General features: G+C 46.2%; 21 protein-coding genes. 12 read left to right on the top strand and 9 right to left on the bottom strand.

Features of this window, described 5'->3' with window-relative positions; genetic code table 11:
* The first annotated feature begins 43 nt into the window (after positions 1–43).
* The 7 genes from NHB34_RS06240 to NHB34_RS06210 all read left to right on the top strand — a co-directional run bounded on the left by NHB34_RS06240 (position 44) and on the right by NHB34_RS06210 (position 7,015).
* Positions 44–250: a DUF5522 domain-containing protein gene (locus NHB34_RS06240; protein WP_353426786.1), complete on the top strand. Its 207-nt coding sequence runs from the start codon at positions 44–46 to the stop codon at positions 248–250.
* Positions 251–332: 82 nt separating this feature from the next.
* Positions 333–950 (top strand): Crp/Fnr family transcriptional regulator, encoded by a 618-nt coding sequence (locus tag NHB34_RS06235; RefSeq protein WP_353426785.1) that lies wholly within the window; start codon positions 333–335, stop codon positions 948–950.
* 210 nt (positions 951–1,160) lie between these two features.
* Positions 1,161–2,870, top strand: coding sequence for an oxalyl-CoA decarboxylase (oxc, locus tag NHB34_RS06230; RefSeq protein ID WP_353426784.1), 1,710 nt, complete (start codon positions 1,161–1,163; stop codon positions 2,868–2,870).
* Positions 2,871–2,917: 47 nt separating this feature from the next.
* Entirely contained in the window at positions 2,918–4,168 is a 1,251-nt protein-coding gene (gene frc, locus NHB34_RS06225) for a formyl-CoA transferase (protein WP_353426783.1), read from the top strand.
* 116 nt (positions 4,169–4,284) lie between these two features.
* The gene (locus NHB34_RS06220; RefSeq protein WP_353426782.1) at positions 4,285–4,713 is read left to right on the top strand and encodes a PAS domain S-box protein; all 429 of its coding nucleotides are present in this window, start codon (positions 4,285–4,287) and stop codon (positions 4,711–4,713) included.
* Positions 4,714–4,833: 120 nt separating this feature from the next.
* A complete protein-coding gene (gene frc, locus NHB34_RS06215) occupies positions 4,834–6,081 on the top strand; it encodes a formyl-CoA transferase (RefSeq protein ID WP_353426781.1) in 1,248 nt (415 codons plus the stop codon).
* Position 6,082: 1 nt separating this feature from the next.
* The gene (locus tag NHB34_RS06210; RefSeq protein WP_353426779.1) at positions 6,083–7,015 is read left to right on the top strand and encodes a methionyl-tRNA formyltransferase; all 933 of its coding nucleotides are present in this window, start codon (positions 6,083–6,085) and stop codon (positions 7,013–7,015) included.
* A gap of 16 nt (positions 7,016–7,031) precedes the next feature.
* On the opposite strand, the gene panC is transcribed toward NHB34_RS06210, so the two are convergent.
* The 4 genes from panC to metG all read right to left on the bottom strand — a co-directional run bounded on the left by panC (position 7,032) and on the right by metG (position 10,698).
* Positions 7,032–7,883: a pantoate--beta-alanine ligase gene (gene panC, locus NHB34_RS06205; protein ID WP_353426778.1), complete on the bottom strand. Its 852-nt coding sequence runs from the start codon at positions 7,881–7,883 to the stop codon at positions 7,032–7,034.
* On the bottom strand, positions 7,880–8,743 hold the full coding sequence (locus NHB34_RS06200) for a ScpA family protein (RefSeq protein WP_353426777.1): 864 nt from the start codon (positions 8,741–8,743) through the stop codon (positions 7,880–7,882). The genes panC and NHB34_RS06200 overlap by 4 nt, the downstream gene beginning before the upstream one ends.
* Positions 8,736–8,924 (bottom strand): DUF3460 family protein, encoded by a 189-nt coding sequence (locus NHB34_RS06195; protein ID WP_353426776.1) that lies wholly within the window; start codon positions 8,922–8,924, stop codon positions 8,736–8,738. Before NHB34_RS06195 ends, NHB34_RS06200 begins: the two co-directional genes overlap by 8 nt.
* Before the next feature lie 103 nt (positions 8,925–9,027).
* Positions 9,028–10,698, bottom strand: a complete 1,671-nt coding sequence (gene metG, locus NHB34_RS06190; RefSeq protein ID WP_353426775.1) for a methionine--tRNA ligase — start codon at positions 10,696–10,698, stop codon at positions 9,028–9,030.
* A 123-nt stretch (positions 10,699–10,821) separates the two neighbouring features.
* Between metG and NHB34_RS06185 the strand changes: the two genes are divergently transcribed.
* The 3 genes from NHB34_RS06185 (at position 10,822) to NHB34_RS06175 (ending at position 14,656) form a co-directional block, all read left to right on the top strand.
* Positions 10,822–11,673, top strand: a complete 852-nt coding sequence (locus tag NHB34_RS06185) for a formate dehydrogenase accessory sulfurtransferase FdhD (protein ID WP_353426774.1) — start codon at positions 10,822–10,824, stop codon at positions 11,671–11,673.
* Positions 11,674–11,713: 40 nt separating this feature from the next.
* On the top strand, positions 11,714–12,280 hold the full coding sequence (dcd, locus tag NHB34_RS06180; protein WP_173955487.1) for a dCTP deaminase: 567 nt from the start codon (positions 11,714–11,716) through the stop codon (positions 12,278–12,280).
* A 108-nt stretch (positions 12,281–12,388) separates the two neighbouring features.
* Positions 12,389–14,656 carry an arginine/lysine/ornithine decarboxylase gene (locus tag NHB34_RS06175; RefSeq protein WP_353426773.1) on the top strand — a complete coding sequence of 756 codons (2,268 nt, stop codon included), beginning with the start codon at positions 12,389–12,391 and terminating at the stop codon, positions 14,654–14,656.
* A gap of 43 nt (positions 14,657–14,699) precedes the next feature.
* Here the strand turns inward: NHB34_RS06175 and NHB34_RS06170 are convergent, their stop codons facing one another.
* From NHB34_RS06170 to argH, 3 genes are read right to left on the bottom strand one after another with little or no spacing between them, the layout of a single operon-like run.
* Positions 14,700–16,229 carry a TRAP transporter large permease subunit gene (locus NHB34_RS06170; RefSeq protein ID WP_353426772.1) on the bottom strand — a complete coding sequence of 510 codons (1,530 nt, stop codon included), beginning with the start codon at positions 16,227–16,229 and terminating at the stop codon, positions 14,700–14,702.
* Entirely contained in the window at positions 16,226–16,777 is a 552-nt protein-coding gene (locus NHB34_RS06165) for a TRAP transporter small permease subunit (RefSeq protein WP_353426771.1), read from the bottom strand. The genes NHB34_RS06170 and NHB34_RS06165 overlap by 4 nt, the downstream gene beginning before the upstream one ends.
* 5 nt (positions 16,778–16,782) lie before the next feature.
* Positions 16,783–18,201, bottom strand: coding sequence for an argininosuccinate lyase (argH, locus tag NHB34_RS06160; protein WP_353426770.1), 1,419 nt, complete (start codon positions 18,199–18,201; stop codon positions 16,783–16,785).
* 43 nt (positions 18,202–18,244) lie between these two features.
* Here argH and hemC point away from each other — a divergent pair, with 43 nt between their 5' ends.
* Positions 18,245–19,222, top strand: coding sequence for a hydroxymethylbilane synthase (hemC, locus tag NHB34_RS06155; RefSeq protein WP_353426769.1), 978 nt, complete (start codon positions 18,245–18,247; stop codon positions 19,220–19,222).
* A gap of 38 nt (positions 19,223–19,260) precedes the next feature.
* Positions 19,261–20,073, top strand: coding sequence for a uroporphyrinogen-III synthase (locus NHB34_RS06150; protein ID WP_353426768.1), 813 nt, complete (start codon positions 19,261–19,263; stop codon positions 20,071–20,073).
* Between the two features lie 32 nt (positions 20,074–20,105).
* Here NHB34_RS06150 and NHB34_RS06145 read toward each other — a convergent pair whose 3' ends face one another.
* Both NHB34_RS06145 and NHB34_RS06140 read right to left on the bottom strand, forming a co-directional pair.
* Positions 20,106–20,678 carry a chorismate lyase gene (locus tag NHB34_RS06145; RefSeq protein ID WP_353426767.1) on the bottom strand — a complete coding sequence of 191 codons (573 nt, stop codon included), beginning with the start codon at positions 20,676–20,678 and terminating at the stop codon, positions 20,106–20,108.
* A 2-nt stretch (positions 20,679–20,680) separates the two neighbouring features.
* Entirely contained in the window at positions 20,681–22,138 is a 1,458-nt protein-coding gene (locus NHB34_RS06140) for a DEAD/DEAH box helicase (protein WP_353426766.1), read from the bottom strand.
* Positions 22,139–22,236: the final 98 nt, after the last annotated feature.

The raw sequence follows: 22,236 nt of genomic DNA, 5'->3' as shown, positions 1-22,236 counted from the left end.
CGACTTTTAATGAAGGCGCCCTCGGGGTTTCATTTCTATCCATATGCAAAATATCAAGCAACTCCATGAGCAAGCATGCGAACTGGGCATGGACACTTATATTGACCCTGCGTCAGGCTATCAAGTGTTCACTAGTGGAGCGCTTCTCAAGCAAGGGAGGTGTTGTGGCAATTCCTGTCGCCATTGCCCTTATGTGCATATCAATACTCAGAAACAGGCTGAAGACTTTCCTAATGCGCCAAAAAGATAAGTCCTATTGCAACGCAGCAAAATATCCAAAGACTTGATCATGGTCAATAAAGTCTACAATGGATGCCAAGGAACAAGGATTCATGACCGCATTAGATAAGCACCCCGAAAAAAACCTGATTCGCCTTCAGTTGAGCCAAAACTGCGTACTTAATAGCTTGGATTCAGCAGCGATGGCAGATTTAGAGCGCCATTTAGAGATTTCAGATCTTAAAAAGTCTGAGATCTTGCTGCATCAGGGTGATCATCAGATGGAGCAGTACTTCGTGCTGGACGGAATCTTGAAGCGCATTGTTTCAAGCGCAGATGCTAAAGAGATGATTTTGCGCTTCTCAATTGAAAAAGACATTGAGACAAGTTACGCTGCATGGCGTCTAAAAACGGCCGCTCCTTACAGCATAGCAAGTGTCACAAAAGCCCGAGTAGCACGTATGCCCCTCAAAAAATGGGCTGAGTTTCTAGATGAACATAAGTCTCTCAAAGAAAGCTTTGAATTTGAGGTGATGCGCTTGATGAGCGAGATCATGGCTCATACGATTACCTTGCATATGCTCGATGCCCCGGGTCGGGTAGAGCGCTTTCTGCGCAAGTACGAGGATCTCTTTGAGTTGCTCCCCAAGAAAGAGTTGGCTGCGTATTTAAATCTCTCCCCAGAGACCTTAAGCCGTCTCAAATCCAAACACAAAGAGCTATTCATTTAAGCCGTTCGGGGGACAACCCCCTTTAGGATCAAGGATTTGAGGGAAATTGACCGAAGTCAATGATGAACCCCACCCTCAAGCCTAATATTCAATTCAGCCTAAGCGGGTCGAAAACCCGTTGTGCGATTAATAACTTTATTGGAGACAGCAGCGCAAGCTAATTTGCCTTGACGAATGTTCAGGCTATACCTGCAATTCACATATATAACTATGACAACAGATAATCAAAACACCCAGTTAACTGATGGCTTTCACCTCGTGATCGATGCCCTGAAAGCAAATGACCTCAATACTATTTTTGGTCTTGTTGGTATTCCTATTACTGACCTATGCCGTTTGGCTCAGGCTGAGGGATTGCGCTTCATCGGTTTCCGCCATGAGCAACATGCAGGTAATGCTGCGGCGATTGCTGGTTACATGACGCAAAAGCCTGGTATTTGTATGACTGTATCTGCGCCAGGTTTCTTGAACGGTTTAACAGCTTTGGCAAATGCAACTGTGAACTGCTTTCCAATGATTTTGATTTCTGGATCAAGCGAACGTGAAATCGTTGACTTGCAGCAGGGCGACTACGAAGAGATGGATCAGCTCAATGCTGCTAAGCCATACTGTAAAGCTGCTTATCGTATTAATCACATTGAAGATATCGGTATCGGTTTTGCTCGTGCGATTCGTGCAGCAGTTTCAGGACGCCCAGGTGGTGTGTACTTAGACTTGCCAGCGCAACTGCTTTCACAAACTATGCCAGCTGATGAAGCTAAGAAAACTATCTTCAAGGTAATCGATCCAGTTCCGCGTCAAATCCCAGCAGCTGATGCTGTTGCTCGCGCATTAGATGTACTCAAAGGCGCTAAGCGTCCATTGATTCTGTTGGGCAAAGGCGCAGCATATGCGCAAGCAGATAAAGAGATTCGTGAATTGATCGAAAAGTCTGGCATTCCTTATTTGCCTATGTCTATGGCAAAAGGTTTGTTGCCAGATAACCATCCACAATCTGCATCTGCGGCTCGCTCATTCGTATTAGCTGAAGCTGATGCAGTGATGTTAGTTGGTGCACGTTTGAACTGGTTACTTGCTCACGGCAAGGGTAAGACATGGGGCAAAGAGCCTAAGAAATTTATCCAAATCGACATTCAGGCGAACGAAGTGGATAGCAACGTACAAATCGCCGCGCCATTAATTGGTGACGTTGGTTCTTGCGTTGGGGAACTTTTGAAAGGTATCTCCGCTGTTCCGAAGCCAAGTGCTGAATGGATTGCTGCGATAGCTGAGAAGAAAGAGAAGAATACAGCGAAGATGGCTGAGACATTGGCTAAAGAAGCAAACCCAATGAACTTCCATGGTGCATTGCGTGTGATTCGTGATGTGATCAAGAAGAACCCAGATGTGAACCTGGTAAACGAGGGTGCAAATACCTTGGACTACTGCCGCGCAATCGTGGATATGTACAAGCCACGTAAGCGTTTTGACTCAGGCACATGGGGCATTATGGGTATCGGTATGGGCTATGCGATTGGTGCAGCCGTAACCAGTGGCTTGCCAACGGTCGCAGTAGAGGGTGATAGTGCTTTTGGTTTCAGCGGTATGGAATTGGAAACCGTTTGCCGTTACAAGTTGCCAATCACAACCGTTGTATTCAATAACAATGGCGTGTATCGCGGTACCGATCAAAACCCAACTGGCGGTGCAGATGTGGCGCCAACTGTATTTGTTAAAGATGCGCGTTACGACAAGATGATCGAAGCATTTGGTGGTGTTGGCTACTATGTAACCACTCCAGCAGAATTAGAAGCAGCATTAACAGAAGCAATTGCTGCCGGTAAACCAGCTCTCATCAATGCTGTTATTGATGAAACTGCAGGTACTGAAAGTGGACGTTTAACAAACTTAAACCCATCTACAGCAGCTGCCAAGAAGTAATTAAATTTATTTAGAAGCAAACAAGAAAGACTTAAGGAGAAACAAGCATGACTAAACCATTAGACGGTATTCGCATTATTGACTTCACACACGTACAAGCAGGTCCTGCATGTACTCAGTTGTTGGCTTGGTATGGTGCAGACGTTATTAAAGTAGAGCGTCCAGGCGCAGGCGACGTTACACGTAGCCAATTGCGCGATATCCCAGGCGCTGATGCTTTGTATTTCACAATGCTCAACGGTAACAAGCGTTCATTGACTCTTGATACTAAGACTCCAGAAGGTAAAGAGGTTTTAGAGAAAATGATCAAGACCTCTGACGTAATGGTTGAGAACTTTGGTCCTGGCGCTTTAGATCGCATGGGTTTTTCTTGGAAACGTATTCAAGAATTGAATCCAAAGATGATCATGGCTTCTGTAAAGGGCTTTAGCGATGGTCACTCATACGAAGATTTGAAAGTGTATGAAAACGTTGCTCAGTGTGCTGGTGGTGCTGCTTCTACAACCGGTTTCTGGGATGGTCCTCCAACTGTTTCTGCTGCTGCTTTGGGCGACTCTAATACTGGTATGCACTTGGCAATTGGTATTTTGACTGCATTGATGCAACGTGAAAAAACTGGCCGTGGTCAAAAAGTATCTTGCTCAATGCAAGACGCTGTATTGAACTTGTGCCGTGTGAAGTTGCGTGATCAGCAACGTTTGGACAAGGTTGGCTACTTGGAAGAGTATCCACAGTACCCGCACGGCTCATTCTCTGATGTAGTTCCACGTGGTGGTAACGCTGGTGGTGGCGGTCAGCCAGGTTGGGTGTTGAAGTGTAAAGGTTGGGAAACTGATCCAAATGCATACATCTACTTCACGATTCAGGGTCACGCATGGGAGCCAATTACTAAAGCTTTGGGTAAACCAGAGTGGGCAACTGATCCTGCATATATGACAGCTGAAGCGCGTCAAGATAAGATTTTTGACATCTTCGCAACCATTGAGGATTGGCTCAAAGACAAGACTAAATACGAAGCTGTGGATATCCTCCGTAAGTTCGACATTCCATGTGCACCAGTTCTTTCGATGAAAGAGTTGGCTGCATCACCAGACTTGCGTAAGAGCGGTTCAATCGTTGAAGTTGACCACAAAGTACGTGGTAAGTATTTGACTATCGGTAGCCCAATCAAGTTCTCTGACTTGCAAATTGATGTGAAGCCATCTCCTGTATTGGGTGAGCACACTGATGAAGTGTTGGCTGATCTTGGCTACAGCGCTGATGACATCGCTAAGTTGCACGCAGCGAAAGCGGTTTAATAAGAACTATCAGCAATTGATGTGTTTCAAAGGCGCTCCTTGTGGGCGCCTTTTTTATTGCATCAAATGCATTAATTACTTCGGCAGAGATTTTGAAATCGTTTTAGACTGATCCTATGAAAACCAATATTGATTTGCACCAGTTGGTGGAGTGTGTTGGCGATGCGATTATCGTATCCGATGCCAATGAAAAGATTGTCTTGTGGAATCCATCAGCAACTCGTATTTTTGGATACACCGAAGATGAGGCTCTAGGTCAAACTCTAGATTTGATTGTCCCTGAGCGCCAGCGCGAGAGACATAGTGAAGGTTATAGTAAATCTATGCAGACAGGCACCACTCGTTATGGCACCTCTTTGCTAAAAGTTCCAGCAAAACATAAAGATGGTAGTACGCTCTCGATCGCATTTACAGTTGGTATGCTATTTGATGAGAATCACCAGGCGAATGGTGTGGTGGCAATTATTCGGGATGAGACGGCTCGATTTGCTGAAGAGCGAGCTCTGAAAAAGCGCATTGGGGAACTGGAGAAGCCTTCAGCATAGTCTGCTTATAAGCCTTTGCCGTACAAGGTGCTTAAAAATTAAGCACAGACCATTTCCTAGTGTCCCCCGCTGGTAAAATCGCCCTAATTCAAAATTTTCATTCTTATTAGGACTTAAATCATGGCAAAAGCACTAGAAGGGGTCAAAATCCTTGACTTTACGCACGTTCAATCAGGGCCAACTTGTACGCAGTTGTTGGCTTGGTTTGGCGCAGATGTAATCAAAGTAGAAAAATCTGGGGAGGGGGATGCCACGCGTGGTCAATTGCGTGATATTCCAGATGCGGATAGTTTGTATTTCACGATGTTGAACCACAACAAACGTTCAATTACCGTCAATACCAAAACCCAAAAAGGTAAAGAAATTCTGGAGCGCTTGATTAAAGAGTGTGACGTTTTAGTTGAAAACTTTGCGCCAGGCGCGCTCGATCGTATGGGATTTTCTTGGGAGCGCATTCAGGAGCTAAATCCAATGATGATCATGGCGTCCGTAAAAGGATTCGGACCTGGCCCATACGAGGATTGCAAGGTGTATGAGAACGTAGCGCAATGCGCTGGCGGCTCTGCATCTACAACTGGTTTTGATGATGGTCCGCCCATGGTAACTGGTGCGCAGATTGGTGATAGCGGTACTGGTTTGCATTTAGCTCTAGGCATCGTGACTGCTTTGTATCAACGTACTCATTCTGGCCGTGGTCAGAAAGTCTTGGCGGCAATGCAAGATGCGGTGCTGAACTTGTGCCGTGTGAAGTTACGTGATCAGCAACGTTTGGAACGCAATGGCTTAATGCAAGAGTACCCACAGTTTCCAAATGGAGAGTTTGGTGATTCTGTACCCCGCGCAGGCAATGCCTCTGGGGGTGGTCAGCCTGGTTGGATTGTGAAATGTAAAGGCTGGGAAAAGGATCCTAATGCCTATATGTATGTGATTGTTCAAGCTCCAGTATGGGAAGCGGTTTGCAAGGTGATTGGTAGAGAAGATTGGATTACCGATGTACGCTTTGCATCACCTATGGCCCGCCTACCGCATTTGATGGAAATCTTCGCTGAGATTGAAAAATGGACGATGACCATGACCAAGTTTGAAGTTATGGATATCTTGAATCAGTACGATATTCCATGCGGCCCAATCTTATCGATGAAAGAAATCGCTGAAGAGCCAGCATTGCGCGCTACTGGAACAGTGGTAGAGGTTGATCACCCGATTCGGGGTAAGTACTTGACGGTGGGTAACCCAATCAAAATGTCTGATAGCCCCACTGAGGTTACACGCTCACCATTGCTTGGTGAGCATACCGACGAGATTCTGAGTGAGCTCGGATACTCTACGGATGACCTCATTGCACTTCGTCACGATAAGGTAATTTAAGATGCGGGTTGCTTTAATTGGGAGTGCGGATTTTGGTAAAGCTGCTTTAGAGGCTTTTTTAGAACGCGGCGATGATATAGTCGCCGTCTTCTGTCCGCCAGATAATCCCAAGGCAAGCAAACCAGAAGTCTTAAAAGAGGCTGCTATCGCAAGGGGGCTAAACCCCTTGCAGTTTGCCTCCCTCAAAAGTCCTGAGGCTGCTCAAGCGATGATCGATAGTCAAGCGGATATTTGTGTCATGGCATATGTGCTGCAGTTTGTTCCCCAAGAACTCTGCAAAATTCCGAAGCACGGTACGATTCAGTATCACCCATCTTTATTGCCAAAATATCGCGGCCCAAGTGCCATTAACTGGGCGATTGCTTTGGGAGAAGACAAAACGGGCCTAACCATTTTCCGTCCATCTGACGGTCTAGATGAAGGTGAAGTGATATTACAAAAAGAAGTGGCGATTGGACCGGATGACACTCTGGGAAAAATCTACTTTGATCATTTATTTCCGATTGGCGTTAAAGCTTTGCTAGAGGCTGCTGATTTAGTGGTGTCTGGCAAGCATCAAGAAATTGCTCAAGATGAGTCGCAAGCGAATTACGAAGGCTGGTTTGATGCCAATGCTGCGCAGATTCATTGGGCAAGTCATATTTCACAAATCTATAACTTGATTCGTGCTTGTAACCCAGCCCCTGGTGCATGGACTAAGTTTGGCGAACAAAAAGTACAAATCTACGATTGCCATAAACATGTCGCTGCAACTTTTGGCGCGGTCAAAGGTAAGCCAGGTGAAGTTACTCAAATCACATTGGATTCATTCTTTGTGACGTGCCATGGTGGACAGATCGAAGTGCTTAAAGCAAAAGGTGCGACAGGTAAGGTAAATGGCGCCGAATTGGCTAAGGAGTTAAATCTGCAAGCAGGGCAGTTTTTCGCCCTATAGGTAAAAAACCTCGAGCTTAGATCTCGAGGTTATCAATCAAGCGAGTTTTACCTAGTTTTGCCGCGGTCAAAATGACTAGAGGTTCGCCTGCTTGTAAGTTTTCATTGGATGCTGATGCGAGATTGCTTTGCTGACGAATCGCAATGTAATCTGGCTTCCAGCCGCGACTTGTTAATTTAGCAACGGCTGCTTTTTCAATCTCAGATATTGAATTAGTATTTCGTGAACTGAGTTGCAATACTTGCTCGCGCACTTCCTTGAGTGCTTTCTGAAGTTCTGGGGCTTCAGCACGTTCTTCAGCAGATAGATAGCCATTGCGCGAGGAGAGGGCTAAACCATCATCAGCGCGAATCGTTTCACCAGGAACAATTTCTACTGGTAAAGCAAATTGCTTAGCCATTTGGCGAATAATCATGAGCTGTTGATAATCTTTTTTACCAAACACGGCCACTTTGGGTTGTACGCAAGAAAATAGCTTTAAAACTACAGTGCACACACCTTTAAAAAATCCAGGACGAAATTCACCTTCAAGGATGTCTCCAAGTTGCTGAGGTGGATCCACTCGATATTCTTGTGGTTGCGGATAGAGGTCTCGCTCAGTAGGTGCAAATAAGATGTATACGCCTTCTTTTTCAAGTTTCTCGATATCGGCCTGCATAGTCCGCGGGTAACTATCGAAATCTTCGTTTGGACCAAATTGCAAGCGATTCACAAAGATGCTTGCTACCACTGGATCACCATGTTGTCTTGCCAGACGCATTAGTGATAAATGGCCTTCATGAAGGTTCCCCATGGTTGGCACAAAAGAGGCGCGATTTTGTCCGCGCAAATGATCGCGCAGCTCTTGAATGTCGCTAATGATTTTCATGCAACGGGAGTGTATGCCAAGCGAACATAAATTGGTGCATAAGGTTCGGCTTGGGTAATCTCCACCAAAGATTCACGGGAAAGCTCCAGCATAGCAATGAAGTTGACAATCACAACCGGAATTCCTTTGCCAGACTTAATGGCGTCTTCAAATAGCTCACCGAATTCGATAAAGCGGGTATTTTGCAAGCGACGCAAGATGCGAGTCATAAAGTCTCGAACAGATAACTCTTCGCGAGTAATAGTGTGGTGCTGATTTAATTTGGCGCGGTGTAATACATCTCGCCAGGCCATTTGTAGATCTTCTAAATTCACTTCAGGCCAGGTAATTGCAACGGTAGTATCCACAAAGCCATGGGCTACCTGGAAGTCACGTCCGTGCTGTGGGATTTGGTCAAGCTCTTGAGCTGCCAGCTTCATACGCTCGTATTCGAGTAAGCGACGTACTAACTCTGCGCGTGGATCTTCCACCTCTTCTTCGCTATCTGCTTTCTTCATTGGCAGCAACATGCGTGATTTAATTTCAATCAACATGGCAGCCATGAGCAGGTACTCTGCTGCAAGCTCAAGGTTGTGATGGCGAATTTGATCGATATAACTGAGGTACTGCTGAGTGACCTGAGCCATTGGGATATCAAGCACATTAAAGTTTTGCTTGCGAATGAGATACAGCAAAAGATCCAGCGGCCCTTCAAATGCCTCTAGAAAAACTTCTAATGCATCAGGAGGGATGTATAAATCATTCGGAAGCTTAAATAGTGGCTCGCCATAAAGCTTGGCGAACGCCTCCGACATGCCATCGATAACCGATGGGGTGCTATCAAGTAAATCCGGAATTGGCTGAGTGTTTGGCTCAGTCATTCGAGTAAACGTAGGCGCGTTGCTTTAATTTGGCGGCCTTAGCGCGACGCTGATCTTCCACGGTCAGAGGCTCTTTGTCCCAAAGCAATGCTCGACCAGCTTGTTGGTCTGCCTCAAGGTGAGGTTTCTGGGCCTTCAGCTCGTTTAGGAACTGGGTAAATTCAGATTGGTATCTTGCCATGATGTTTCCTAAAAAACTCAATAATTTCAATGACTTAAGTAATTAAAGACAAATGGTAATTGAGATCTACGAGCACCATTATAGGTGCTTTTTGAGGCGATTTTTACAAGTTTGCAGCCAGTAAAGCCTCGATTTGTGGGGCTTCGACTCGAGTCATTAGATGTTTGTAGGGCTTGATCGGATTTTTGCTAGATAGGGGTGTGGCAATATCAGACCAAGATTGGGGTGGTAAGGATAAAAATTCTTCAACCCCAGTTGCCACGGTTGGAATGATGGGTTTCAAATAGAGGCTGAGCATTCTGAATGCCTCCAATGTCACGCTACAGATTTTTTGCAAGTCTGCTTCTCGTGCAGGATCTTTAGCGATTTCCCAAGGCTTGTTTTCATCCACAAAGCCGTTGACCTTATCAGCAAGTTCCATAATAGAGCGCAGGGCTTTTGCAAACTCTCTTCCTTCATAGAGCAATGCAATTTTTTCACTCGCGCTCGCAATGTCCTTGAGTAAGGAGTGATTTATTGCCTCATCAGAAACAATGCCGTTAAATCGTTTCACTAAGAAGCCAGCGCTTCGACTTGCAATATTGATGTATTTGCCTAGCAAGTCACTATTTACACGAGCAACAAAGTCTTGAAGATTTAAATCTAAATCCTCCATACTGTCATTAAGCTTGGTGGCGAAGTAATAGCGGAACCATTCGGGATTAAATCCGCACTCAATTACGCTGTTTGCTGAAATTAATGTGCCGCGTGATTTACTCATTTTCTCGCCATCAACAGTTAAGAAGCCGTGAGCAAATACATTCGTGGGGGTGCGATAGCCAGCAAATTGCAAAGTAGCTGGCCAAAACAAGGTATGGAAATACAAAATATCTTTACCAATAAAGTGATACTGCTCTGTAGTGGTATCAGGCTTTACCCATTCATCAAAGTTCAGGCCTTTAGTTTGGCAATAATTGAGGAAACTAGCGTAGTAACCAATTGGGGCATCTAGCCAAACATAGAAGTATTTGCCTGGTGCATCGGGGATCTCAAAGCCAAAATAGGGGGCATCACGAGAAATATCCCAGTCGCCTAATTTGCTGTCGCCAGGCTCTCCAACCCATTCTTTCATCTTGTTACGAGCTTCTGACTGCAGTGGCGTTTTTACTTGTGTCCACTCCCTTAAAAAAGCTTCGCAACGAGGGTCGGATAACTTAAAGAAATAGTGATCGGAAATTTTCTTAACAGGTGTTGCACCGCTCACAACGGAGAATGGATTTTTTAAATCTGTTGGAGAGTAAGTGGCGCCACATTTTTCACAGTTATCACCATACTGATCTTTCGCGCCGCACTTTGGACATTCGCCCTTGATAAAACGATCTGGCAGGAACATTTCCTTAATTGGATCGTATGCTTGTTCAATTGCGCGTTTTTCAATTAAGCCCGCATCACGCAATTTTAGGTAGATGCTCTGTGATAATTTTTCATTCTCAGGGCTATCGGTGGTGTAGTAGTTATCAAAAGAAATCAGAAAATTATCAAAGTCGCGTTTATGTTCCTTCCAAACATTCGCGATTAATTCTTTGGGAGTAAGACCCTCTTTTTCTGCACGCAACATAATGGGCGTGCCATGTGTATCGTCGGCGCCAACATAATGGACTTCATGACCGCGCATCCGTTGAAAGCGGACCCAAATATCAGTTTGGATGTATTCCACCAGGTGACCAATATGGATCTGACCATTGGCATACGGCAGGGCGGAAGTTACGAGAAGGCGACGCTGGGGACTACTCATGAAAAGCAAATTAATGAAGAAAGGTTAAATTTGGACTCAATCCAACATTATGATGGCTTGAGCAATGATTTTAGTCTGCGGTTAAAGTAAATGTTCGTTCATACCCAATTTAGAAGGTAGTTCATGTCTCAAGAGAGTCCAAAACCCACAATCCAGATGTCTTGCGCTTCAGTGCCTTTGGTGCACGAGGTGGAAGTGTTGGATGAGGCTGGACGTTGCAAGCTAACCCATATTCCTGGGGAGCGCCCGCTGACAATTTATTTGGATAAGCGGGAAGTGGTGACTTTAATGACTTTGGGGAGCGCCCCTGAAGCCTTAGTTTTGGGATATCTGCGTAACCAGCGCCTGGTGGAGTCGCCAGACGATATTGAGAGCATTCAGGTGGATTGGGAAACGGATTCTGCCGCCGTCAAGACTCGGCGCAGCACAGTGGATATCGATGCCCTCACCAGTAAACGTGTTGTCACTACGGGTTGCGGTCAAGGGACAATGTTTGGCGGTCTGATCGAAGAGATGGCTGAAATTCGTCTTCCAGATGGCCCTCAATTAACCCAAGAGGCCATCATTGCTCTTGTGGAAGGTGTGCGGGTTCATGACACTATTTATAAGAAGTCAGGCTCAGTCCATGCCTGCGCCGTATTTGAGCGCGAGGGTGAGCAGGGCGTCCGGCTCTTGCATTTCATAGAGGACGTGGGTCGTCATAATGCGGTGGACTCGATTTCAGGTTTGATGTGGCTTGCCAATAGGCCGGGTAAAGATTTGATTTTCTTCACCACTGGGCGCCTGACTTCCGAGATGGTAATTAAGGGTGCCCAGATGGGTATCCCATTCTTATTAACGCGTTCTGGGGTTACCCTGATGGGCCTTGAGCTGGCTCGGAAAACGAACCTCACTATTTTGTCTCGCTGCTCGGGCAAACACTTTGAGATCTATAACGCCCCGGAGAGGGTAGTTTTTAGTCCAAAAACCCAATAATTTCGTGGGCAGGAGTGGGCGAAGGTTTTACAATTCGCCCATGACTATTAAATCTGACCACTGGATCCGCCGCATGGGCGAGCAAGGCATGATTAGCCCATTTGAGCCGGGCCAAATCCGCCAAGATGCCTCCGGCAACAAAATCGTAAGCTATGGCACATCAAGTTATGGCTATGACATTCGTTGCGCGGACGAATTTAAGATCTTTACCAATATCAACAGCACCATTGTTGATCCTAAAAACTTTGATGAGCAATCGTTTGTTGATTTCAAGGGTGATGTCTGCATCATTCCACCAAACTCATTTGCTTTAGCTAGAACGGTTGAGTATTTCAAGATTCCACGCAGTGTATTAACAGTGTGCGTTGGTAAGAGTACTTATGCCCGCTGCGGCATTATTGTGAATGTAACGCCATTTGAGCCTGAGTGGGAAGGTTACGTCACATTGGAGTTTTCTAACACCACCCCATTGCCTGCAAAAATTTATGCAGGCGAAGGATGTGCGCAAGTACTCTTTTTTGAGAGTGATGAGGTCTGCGGCACATCATACAAGGATCGTGGTGGCAAGTATCAAGGTCAGCGGGGCGTGACCCTGCCTAAGACCTAATTCAATTGCGGTAGCAGACAAATTGCAGCAAGGGCATCGCCAAGCCTCGCTATCCAATATTGAGAAGCGAGTTCCGAACGTATCGGACAAAACAGCAAGGGATTATTTATGAAATTTCGTTTCCCAATCATCATCATTGATGAAGACTTTCGTTCTGAAAATATTTCGGGCTCAGGCATTCGCGATCTCGCTGAGGCGATCGAGAACGAAGGTATGGAAGTGATTGGCTTGACTAGCTATGGTGATTTGACCTCATTTGCACAACAAGCTTCCCGCGCTTCTACGTTCATTGTGTCAATCGATGATGAGGAGTTTGTATCAGACTCAGAAGATCATGATCTTCCCGCATTAAATAACTTGCGCGCCTTTATTACAGAAGTACGTAAGCGCAACGAAGATATTCCAATCTTCCTATATGGTGAGACACGCACATCACGCCATATGCCAAATGACATCTTGCGTGAATTACATGGCTTTATTCATATGAATGAAGATACGCCAGAATTTGTAGCGCGTCACATTATTCGTGAGGCTAAGGTTTACTTGGATTCATTGGCGCCTCCATTCTTCCGTGCTTTAACCAATTACGCATCTGAGGGTTCATATTCTTGGCACTGCCCAGGTCACTCAGGCGGTGTGGCATTTTTAAAGAGTCCAGTAGGGCGTATGTTCCATCAGTTCTTTGGTGAGAATATGTTGCGTGCTGACGTTTGTAACGCGGTTGAGGAGTTAGGCCAGCTTTTAGACCATACCGGACCGGTATTGCAGAGTGAGCGCAATGCAGCCCGCATCTTTAATTCAGATCATTTGTTTTTCGTGACCAACGGAACATCCACCTCAAACAAAATTGTTTGGCATTCCACCGTAGCTCCTGGTGATGTGGTTTTGGTTGATCGTAATTGCCATAAATCTGTCATCCACTCGATCACGATGATGGGCGCGATTCCTATTTTCTTGATGCCCACGCGCAACCATCTGGGCATTATTGGACCCATTCCAAAAGAAGAATTTGAGTGGGCCAATATCAAGAAGAAGATCGATGCAAACCCGTTCATTAAGAATAAAAACGTTGTTCCACGTGTGATGACACTCACACAAAGTACTTATGACGGCATCGTCTATAACGTTGAGATGATCAAAGACATGTTGGACGGCAAGGTAGATTCCTTGCACTTTGATGAAGCTTGGTTGCCGCATGCTGCCTTCCATCCGTTCTATAAGGATATGCATGCAATTGGTGCAGATCGTAAGCGCACCAAGAAAAGCTTGATGTTTGCAACCCAATCTACCCATAAACTCTTGGCGGGTTTATCTCAAGCATCACAAGTATTAGTGCAGGATGCGGAAGAGCATAAGCTTGATAAAGATTGCTTTAATGAAGCATATCTAATGCACACCTCAACGAGTCCACAGTACGCGATTATTGCATCTTGCGACGTTTCTGCGGCGATGATGGAGTCGCCTGGCGGCACAACCTTGGTTGAAGAGTCAATCGCTGAGGCGATGGACTTTCGCCGTGCGATGCGTGAAGTTGATGACAAGTTTGGTGCGGATTGGTGGTTCAAGGTATGGGGCCCTGATCATCTAGCGGAAGAGGGTATTGGTGAGCGCTCTGATTGGATATTGGAGCCGAATGCGAGCTGGCATGACTTTGGCAAGCTTGCTAAAGGCTTCAACATGCTTGACCCCATTAAGGCCACAGTGGTTACCCCTGGTCTTGATATTGAGGGCAACTTTGGTTCAATGGGAATACCAGCGAGTATTGTGACAAAGTATCTCGCGGAGCATGGTGTGATTGTCGAGAAGTGCGGTTTGTATTCTTTCTTCATCATGTTCACAATCGGCATCACCAAAGGTCGTTGGAATACCTTGGTAACAGAGTTACAACAATTTAAAGACCACTTTGATAAGAATGCTCCGCTCTGGAAGGTCTTGCCTGAATTTGTAGCAAAGCACCCACGTTACGAGCGTGTTGGACTAAAGGATATTTGCCAGCAAATCCATGAGTTCTATAAGAGTCGAAATGTGGCACGTATGACTACTGAGATGTATACCTCGGATATGGAGCCTGCCATGATGCCATCTGAAGCATGGGCGAAGATGGCACATCGAGAAGTGGACCGTGTTCCTTTAGATCAATTGGATGGTCGTGTAACGGCAATGTTGGTTACTCCGTATCCTCCAGGTATTCCGCTACTCATTCCAGGAGAGCGCTTTAATAAGCGCATCGTTGATTATCTCTACTTCGCAAGAGACTTTAATGAAAAGTTCCCAGGTTTTGAGACGGATATTCATGGCTTGGTCAAGGCGGATGTGGATGGACGAAGTGAGTACTATGTCGACTGCGTTAGGCAGCAGCCAGACATCACCCTTTAACGAAATTCTCGCCTGAAATAAAAAACCCGCTAGTGCGGGTTTTTTATTTGACCGGCTTATCTAACTGAAAGGTTACCGGAGCATCCTCATCAACCTTGTTGGTTTGCTCGGGTTTGTTTTCATCAACCCCAGTGAAATTGAAATCCTGACTTTGCACGACTGCCACAGGTTTATCTAAGAAAGTAGTCACCATGGCTGGGAACGCCATTACGAGTACAACCATCACTAACTGCAGAGCGACCCAAGGTAGGGCGCCCCAATAGATATCACTGCTCTTCACCTCTTTAGGTGCTACGCCACGTAAATAGAACAAGGCGAAACCAAAAGGTGGGTGCATGAATGAAGTTTGCATATTGACGCAAAGCATCACTCCAAACCAAACCAGGGCAGCGCTCGCTGCCGCTTGAGGATTGCCATTCATGGAGTCGAGCAATACTGGCGAGAGTAATTTAACGGCGACTGGCGCCAACATCGGCACCACAATAAAAGCGATCTCAAAAAAGTCTAAGAAGAAGGCCAAGAAAAATACAAACAGGTTTACGACAATTAAGAAGCCAATCCAACCTCCAGGTAAGTTGGAGAATAATTCTTCTACCCAACGACCACCATCCACACCTTGGAACACAACTGAGAAGCAGGTTGAACCAATCAAGATGAATACCACCATCGCGGTAATGCGCATGGTATTTTGGTAAGACTGTTTAATGAGACCAGAAAGATTCGGAATGCTGGAGCGTCGTAACCAAGCTAGCAATAGGGCGCCCATTGCGCCCATTGCGCCAGATTCTGTTGGCGTAGCGATGCCTGTCATGATGGTACCCAACACCAAGAAGATTAGTACCGCAGATGGGATGATGCCCATTAGACATTTTTTCCAGAGCGCCCAGCCTTTTAGGGTCAGATCGCTTTCGGGAACTGGTGGCAAATAGTCAGGACGAATGCGTGAGAGAAAGAAGGTGTAAAGAGCAAATAGGACAATTTGCAAAATGGATGGACCCCATGCTCCTAAATACATGCTTCCAACGTCGGCGCTGCCACTCTGGGTCTTGAGTTGATCTGCCAAGACAATAAGCACTAACGATGGCGGCACTAACTGAGTAATCGTGCCTGAGGCTGCTAAAACGCCTGTAGCGTAACGCATGTTGTAGCCATAGCGCATCATCACCGGGAGAGAAATCATCGCCATGGCAATCACTTGGGCAGCTACGGTGCCAGTAATTGCCCCAAGAATAAACCCAACAATAATGACGGAGTATCCAAGGCCACCTCGCACTCGACCAAAGAGCTGGCCCATCGAGTCCAGCATCTCTTCCGCAAGGCCGCAACGCTCCAAAATTGCACCCATAAAGGTGAAGAATGGAATGGCCAGCAGTAAGTCATTGGCGAGCACGCTGCCAAAGATGCGTAGTGGAATAGCTTGTAAAAATGCGATACCAAAAAAGCCTTCACTCATGGCAATCAAGGAGAAGAATAATCCTGCAGCCATCAATGAAAATGCCACCGGGAAACCGATCAACATAAAGATGACCAGACCACCAAACATGAGAGGGGGCATCCACTCCAATGGAATCATTGCATGGGCTTTTCGTAATGAAGATCTTCGGCGGGCAGGATGTATTGACCTTTGAGGGCGCCAACGCGTTTGATGATTTCTGATAAGCCTTGCAGGCTTAGCATGAAAAAGCCAAAGGGTACGATGAACTTAATGGGATAGCGCACCAGTCCGCCAGAGTTCAGCGAGCTCTCTGAGATGAGCCAGGAAGGGTAGAACAAAGTTGTCCAAGAGAGCCAAGTAAACAGTAGACAAGCAGGCATCAAAAAACAGGCTAAGCCAAATAGATCTACCCAAATTCGACCACGATCAGAAAGGTGGGAATAAATCAAATCAACGCGCACATGTTCATTTCGCTTTAGCGTATAAGATGCACCGAGCATGACAGCCGCGCTAAATAAGTACCACTGCAACTCCAGTGGCCAGTTGTTACTGATATCTAAGCCATAACGAAGTAGTGCATTGGCAGCAGAAACAACGCAAGAGAGCAAAATCATGATGCTGGCTATACTGCCAAGCAGTTGATTGATCGAATCAATCGCCTTGGAGATTTTTTGCCAAAACCCCATGTTAATTAAAGGTCTGCGCGACCCCGTTTAATAGCGGCTAGAACTTGGGCGGGGGCTGTGCCACCAGCATGCTGGCGTGACTGCACGGAGCCTTCTACTGTAAGTAATTTAAATACATCATCACCGATTAGTTCAGGACGACTGTCTAGACCGCAGGCAAAGCGCAACTCGGAAAGACTGAGATCGGTCAACTTACAGTTTCTGCCAACGCAGGCTTTAACCGCATGGGCTACCGCCTCATGGGCATCGCGGAAGGCTAAACCCTTTTTAACTAGGTAATCAGCCAAATCAGTCGCAGTAGCAAAACCTTCCTCTGCGGCTGCTTTCATGACATCTGCTTTCACTTCAATGTGGGGGACCATATCTGCAAAGATGCGCAAGGTATCTTGTACGGTATCAACAGCGTCAAACAAAGGTTCTTTGTCTTCTTGATTATCCTTGTTGTATGCAAGAGGCTGACCCTTCATCAACGTCAATAAAGACATGAGGTCACCATAAACACGTCCGGTCTTACCGCGCGCCAATTCGGGGACATCAGGATTCTTTTTCTGAGGCATGATGGAGCTACCCGTGCAGAAGCGATCAGGCAAGTCAATAAATCCAAAGCGAGGGCTGAGCCAAAGGATCAATTCTTCAGATAGGCGTGATACGTGCATCATCAGAATAGATGCAAAGGCGCAAAACTCAATTGCAAAATCACGATCTGATACGGCATCTAAAGAATTACTGCAGATGCCATCAAAGCCCAACGTCTTAGCTACTTGCTCACGATCAATTGGATAGGTCGTGCCTGCAAGTGCTGCGGCTCCTAGGGGCAAGCGGTTAAAGCGCGCACGCAAGTCATTAAGGCGACTTCCATCACGGCTGAACATTTCGTAGTAAGCCATCAAGTGATGACCAAAAGTAATGGGTTGCGCAACTTGTAGGTGGGTATGACCAGGCATGATCGTTGCAGCATTTTTTTCTGCCAGATCTAGCAATGCTTTACGTAGCGTTTTTAGGCTTACCGCGATTTCATCAACGCTACCCCTTAACCACAGGCGTAGGTCGGTAGCAACTTGATCATTGCGTGAACGACCCGTGTGCAAGCGTTTGCCGGCATCTCCAACCAATTCTGTAAGACGCGCTTCAATATTGAGATGGACATCCTCAAGAGCGAGTTGCCAGTTAAATTCACCGGCTTCAATTTCGTTTTTAATCTGCGCCATTCCACGCTCAATATCAGCAAGATCTTGGACGCTAATGATTTTTTGAGTCGCTAACATTTGGGCATGAGCCAAAGATCCTGCAATGTCGACTAGCGCAAAACGTTGATCAAAGCCAATAGAGGCTGTATAACGCTGAACGAGTTCGTTAACCGGTTCAGCAAAACGAGCCGACCAGGCTTGGGCTTTATTGGCAAGGGAATTTTTGGATGAGCTCATAAACACAGTATATTGGTGTAGGTCTTTGATTATTTTAAATGTTATGTCTGATTCTCTAAATTCTTTGTCTCCAGCGACTGGCCAGTTAGCCCCACAGCGCTTGGTAATTGCCTCTCGCGAGAGCCGATTGGCGATGTGGCAGGCCCAGCACGTGCGTGATTGCCTAAAAAAGCTCTATCCAGCATGCGATGTGCAGATTTTGGGGATGACTACCCGCGGCGACCAAATTTTGGATCGAGCCCTTTCAAAAGTGGGTGGTAAAGGCCTTTTTGTAAAAGAATTAGAAACAGCACTAGAGGATGGTCGAGCTGATCTGGCTGTCCACTCCCTCAAAGATGTTCCGATGGTGATGCCCGAAGGATTTGAGCTTGCCTGCGTAATGGCAAGAGAGGATGCCAGAGATGCTTTTGTATCAAATGACTATGCTCGTTTGGAAGATCTTCCAAAAGGTGCGATTGTCGGCACTTCAAGTCTGCGCCGTGAATCTGTACTCCGGGCGAAATTTCCCCGTCTAGAAATTGTTCCTTTGCGTGGGAACCTAGATACCAGAATGAGCAAACTTGATCGTGGCGAGTATCAGGCCATTATTTTGGCAGCTGCTGGCTTAAAGCGATTAGGTTTAGAGGCTCGAATTCGCGATTACCTTCCATATGATCCTTACACTCCAGCTGCGGGACAAGGGGCTCTGGGTATCGAAACACTGAGTAAGCACCCCAGTATTAAACAATGGTTGGCGCCATTAAATGATCTTGCGACTTTATATGCGGTATCTGCCGAGCGTATGGTTTCTCGTCAATTGGGCGGATCTTGCGAAGTGCCTTTAGCCGCCTACGCTCAGTGGCAAGATCAGCATATGAATATTCGTTCATTTGTTGCCAGCACAGATGGCAAATCATTTTGTTTAGCTAATGGCAGCGCAAAAGTAGACTCGGTGGCAGATGCTGAAGCACTTGGTTTGTCTGTTGCGCAAGACCTAATTGCACAGGGCGCCACAGATTTAATTCCTAAAATTGCAAAGTAGATATCAAATCTTCACGTGCGGCGAGTAGACAAGTCATTATGAGCACTAAAACTATCGTGATCACTAGGCCAAGTGGTCAAGCGCGACAGCAAGTGGAATTACTTCAGAAAGCTATACAGCGCAGTGACATTATTTCTCCAGTAAACATCATTTCCTTACCGCTACTAACGATTGTTCCAAAAGAGAATGAGCAGTTAGTCGATCACATTGCTAGTGCGCTAAAAGATGCTGATCTAGCCATCTTTGTGAGTCCGAATGCAATTGAAAGTGTCATGCGTTTGCTTAAGCGCGACTGGCAGAATTTTTCTATGAAGACTATTCCAGTTGGCGTGATGGGTGGTAGTAGTCGTTTGGCTTTGAACAATCACGGAATTGGGTTGGAAGAGGTCCCCACTCAGGTGCTGATGCCAAAAGATAGCGGGAGGTGGGATTCAGAAGGTCTTTGGCAAGAATTACAAAAGCTGGGCTGGGATTGGGCTACTAAAAAAATTGTGATTTTTAAGGGTGATGGTGGCCGTGAATGGCTTGCCGATACACTTAAAAATGCCGGGGCGACAGTAGAGGCAATCTCAACATACACCAGAATTCCTTTGGATCTTGATCATCCTGCATGGCAATCCGTTCGAGACATTAATCTATCAGCATCGCTATGGATACTGACCTCTTCGGAGGCAGTACGATATCTAGGAAGTGTTGCAAAAGATCAGTTTGTACAAAGCCTGAATCTTGCTCACGCGATATGCCCGCATGACAATATTGCAGATACTGCACAGGCAATTGGTTTTGGTGAGGTCTTCATCACAGAGCCGGGAGACGAAGCCATGATTAAAGTCGCCTTAGCCTGGCTATAGATCTAACAATTTCTCACTGTTTATTTACGCAATTAAATTGCAGAGAATTTCAGTAAAGCCGGCAGAAAAACTTCGTTGACTAAGATAGGGTGGCCCTTGAGGTGATAAAGGGTGCGACGCGCCCAAAGTGATGAAGGTAGAGCGATACCAGCCTTGTTAAAGCTTTGCCAAAGTGAAGTAGTTCTATCAATTCGAGCGATATCACGCTGTGGTCTAGTCTTTGAATGCATCCGAGTTTTGCTAAATAGAACCGCTCCTAGAGGTTTAGTTCCTAGGCGCAAAATGGAATGATTGCTACCACTTGAGCTTAAGGTCGGAATGATGCTGCGCGCAATGACCAGCGGTGTTTCATTAGCACAAAGCAATACTTCTCTTACTCGACAGTGCTTGATCCTATTTTGAAAATAGTAGTACTCATCAGGATGCAAAGATTGGCGGCGATCTTGTAAAACTTTAACCACCAGCTTTTGGCCAATCGCTTTCTCAATCTTTTGTGTAAGTGATCCAGAATCGTTTAACCAATCTTGCCACTGTCGGGGCGCACGATGGACTTCACCAGAATCGACTCGATTCCATGCAGAACGGAGACGATTGCGGTGAGACATGTTTAGCTGCCGCTAAAGTTGCGACGTTGACTGCCAGACTTTGGTTTGGCGAAACGAGGGCCAGCCGGTCGACTTGGACGAGAGTCTGCAGAGCGTGAAGGGCGTGAGTCCGCTGAACGACTTGGACGAGAATCCCCAAAACGATTTCCACCATCTTTATTGCCGCCAAAACGAGATTCAGAGCGTGCACCAGAGCCATAACGACCGCCACCACCGCCCGAGCGGTTTCCAGATCGACCGCCGCCAGACCGATTGCCGCTACCAAAGTTAGGTTTGGCTTGCGGCTCAAGCCCTGCGATCACCGATGCAACAATATCTTGCTGAGTGAAGCGTTCAATATTGCGAATCTTCGCGCGATCACGGTGCTCAACCAATGTAATGGCAACACCATTACGACCTGCGCGACCAGTACGACCAATGCGGTGTGTGTAGTCTTCGGGTTTCATTGGTAAGCCAAAATTAATCACGTGGCTAATGCGTGGCACATCGATTCCTCGGGCAGCAACATCGGTTGCAACCAAAATCTTGGTATGACCTTTACGTAAGGATTCAAGACGGCGCATACGAACAGCTTGAGGCATTGCGCCATGTAATGCAGTGGCTTCATAACCATTAGAGCGCAAAGTATCTGCAATCTTTTCGCTTTCTACCTGGGTACTTGCAAACACCACCGCTTGATCCAAAGAGGCATCAGCCAAAATGTGCTCAAGCAATTTATGCTTGTGAGACATACTGTCGGCCCAGTGCAGTTTCTGTTCAATATTGGCGTGTTTTTCACCGGCGTGAGCCAGTTCAATGCGCTTGGCATCGGTAGTCAACTCATTTGCTAAAGACATGATCTTTGGTGCAAAAGTTGCAGAGAACATCAAGGTTTGCTTGCGGCCAGCACAGCGTTGATCAATGGCTTCCAAATCTTCAGCAAAACCCATGTCAAGCATGCGGTCTGCTTCGTCAATGACAAGTTGTTGCACATCATCCAAGCGAATAGCTTTGCTATCACATAGGTCTAGCAAGCGACCTGGAGTGGCGACTACCAATAAGGCGCCTTTAAGGGCTTGAATTTGTTTGCCGTAAGGCATGCCACCCATAATCGTGGCAATCCGAATACCCTTCATTCCGCGTACAAAATTAACCGCATCAGCGGCAACTTGTTGTGCCAACTCGCGGGTAGGGCAGAGTACAAGAATTTTTGGTTGTGCACGACCCGGTATTGGAGAATTTTTAGGATTATCTTCTATGAGTTGATGGATGATCGGTAGCAAAAAGGCTGCAGTTTTACCGCTACCAGTTTGACTACTAACCAATAGGTCTCCGCCTGCTAATGCTGCAGGAATAACCTGTGCTTGAACGGGGGTTGCCTGAGTAAAGCCCAGCTCAGAAATATTTTTGAGTAAAGGCGCTGCTAAGGCGAAATTCTGGAATTCAGATCCAGTTTGTTTAGTTTCTTTAGAAAAAGTCATGCTATTGCACATCTCCTTTTGAGAGATGTCTCCGTATGTTGCACTCATGTATTTTTTGAAGTGCGATGGTCAAAGGCATCGACCATCAGACAGGCGGC

It is taken from the genome of Polynucleobacter sp. MWH-UH19D (genome assembly GCF_040409795.1).
Classification (GTDB): Bacteria; Pseudomonadota; Gammaproteobacteria; order Burkholderiales; family Burkholderiaceae; genus Polynucleobacter.
Note: the sequence above shows the minus strand (reverse complement) of the source record. Positions and strands in the feature narration are given on the sequence as shown.

What these genes read in the sequence shown, in the direction of transcription:
- NHB34_RS06240 (WP_353426786.1), top strand. Translation starts at nt 44, where the DNA reads ATGCAAAATATCAAGCAACTCCATGAGCAAGCATGCGAACTGGGCATG.
- NHB34_RS06235 (WP_353426785.1), top strand. Translation starts at nt 333, where the DNA reads ATGACCGCATTAGATAAGCACCCCGAAAAAAACCTGATTCGCCTTCAG.
- oxc (WP_353426784.1), top strand. Translation starts at nt 1,161, where the DNA reads ATGACAACAGATAATCAAAACACCCAGTTAACTGATGGCTTTCACCTC.
- frc (WP_353426783.1), top strand. Translation starts at nt 2,918, where the DNA reads ATGACTAAACCATTAGACGGTATTCGCATTATTGACTTCACACACGTA.
- NHB34_RS06220 (WP_353426782.1), top strand. Translation starts at nt 4,285, where the DNA reads ATGAAAACCAATATTGATTTGCACCAGTTGGTGGAGTGTGTTGGCGAT.
- frc (WP_353426781.1), top strand. Translation starts at nt 4,834, where the DNA reads ATGGCAAAAGCACTAGAAGGGGTCAAAATCCTTGACTTTACGCACGTT.
- NHB34_RS06210 (WP_353426779.1), top strand. Translation starts at nt 6,083, where the DNA reads ATGCGGGTTGCTTTAATTGGGAGTGCGGATTTTGGTAAAGCTGCTTTA.
- panC (WP_353426778.1), bottom strand. Translation starts at nt 7,883, where the DNA reads ATGAAAATCATTAGCGACATTCAAGAGCTGCGCGATCATTTGCGCGGA.
- NHB34_RS06200 (WP_353426777.1), bottom strand. Translation starts at nt 8,743, where the DNA reads ATGACTGAGCCAAACACTCAGCCAATTCCGGATTTACTTGATAGCACC.
- NHB34_RS06195 (WP_353426776.1), bottom strand. Translation starts at nt 8,924, where the DNA reads ATGGCAAGATACCAATCTGAATTTACCCAGTTCCTAAACGAGCTGAAG.
- metG (WP_353426775.1), bottom strand. Translation starts at nt 10,698, where the DNA reads ATGAGTAGTCCCCAGCGTCGCCTTCTCGTAACTTCCGCCCTGCCGTAT.
- NHB34_RS06185 (WP_353426774.1), top strand. Translation starts at nt 10,822, where the DNA reads ATGTCTCAAGAGAGTCCAAAACCCACAATCCAGATGTCTTGCGCTTCA.
- dcd (WP_173955487.1), top strand. Translation starts at nt 11,714, where the DNA reads ATGACTATTAAATCTGACCACTGGATCCGCCGCATGGGCGAGCAAGGC.
- NHB34_RS06175 (WP_353426773.1), top strand. Translation starts at nt 12,389, where the DNA reads ATGAAATTTCGTTTCCCAATCATCATCATTGATGAAGACTTTCGTTCT.
- NHB34_RS06170 (WP_353426772.1), bottom strand. Translation starts at nt 16,229, where the DNA reads ATGATTCCATTGGAGTGGATGCCCCCTCTCATGTTTGGTGGTCTGGTC.
- NHB34_RS06165 (WP_353426771.1), bottom strand. Translation starts at nt 16,777, where the DNA reads ATGGGGTTTTGGCAAAAAATCTCCAAGGCGATTGATTCGATCAATCAA.
- argH (WP_353426770.1), bottom strand. Translation starts at nt 18,201, where the DNA reads ATGAGCTCATCCAAAAATTCCCTTGCCAATAAAGCCCAAGCCTGGTCG.
- hemC (WP_353426769.1), top strand. Translation starts at nt 18,245, where the DNA reads ATGTCTGATTCTCTAAATTCTTTGTCTCCAGCGACTGGCCAGTTAGCC.
- NHB34_RS06150 (WP_353426768.1), top strand. Translation starts at nt 19,261, where the DNA reads ATGAGCACTAAAACTATCGTGATCACTAGGCCAAGTGGTCAAGCGCGA.
- NHB34_RS06145 (WP_353426767.1), bottom strand. Translation starts at nt 20,678, where the DNA reads ATGTCTCACCGCAATCGTCTCCGTTCTGCATGGAATCGAGTCGATTCT.
- NHB34_RS06140 (WP_353426766.1), bottom strand. Translation starts at nt 22,138, where the DNA reads ATGACTTTTTCTAAAGAAACTAAACAAACTGGATCTGAATTCCAGAAT.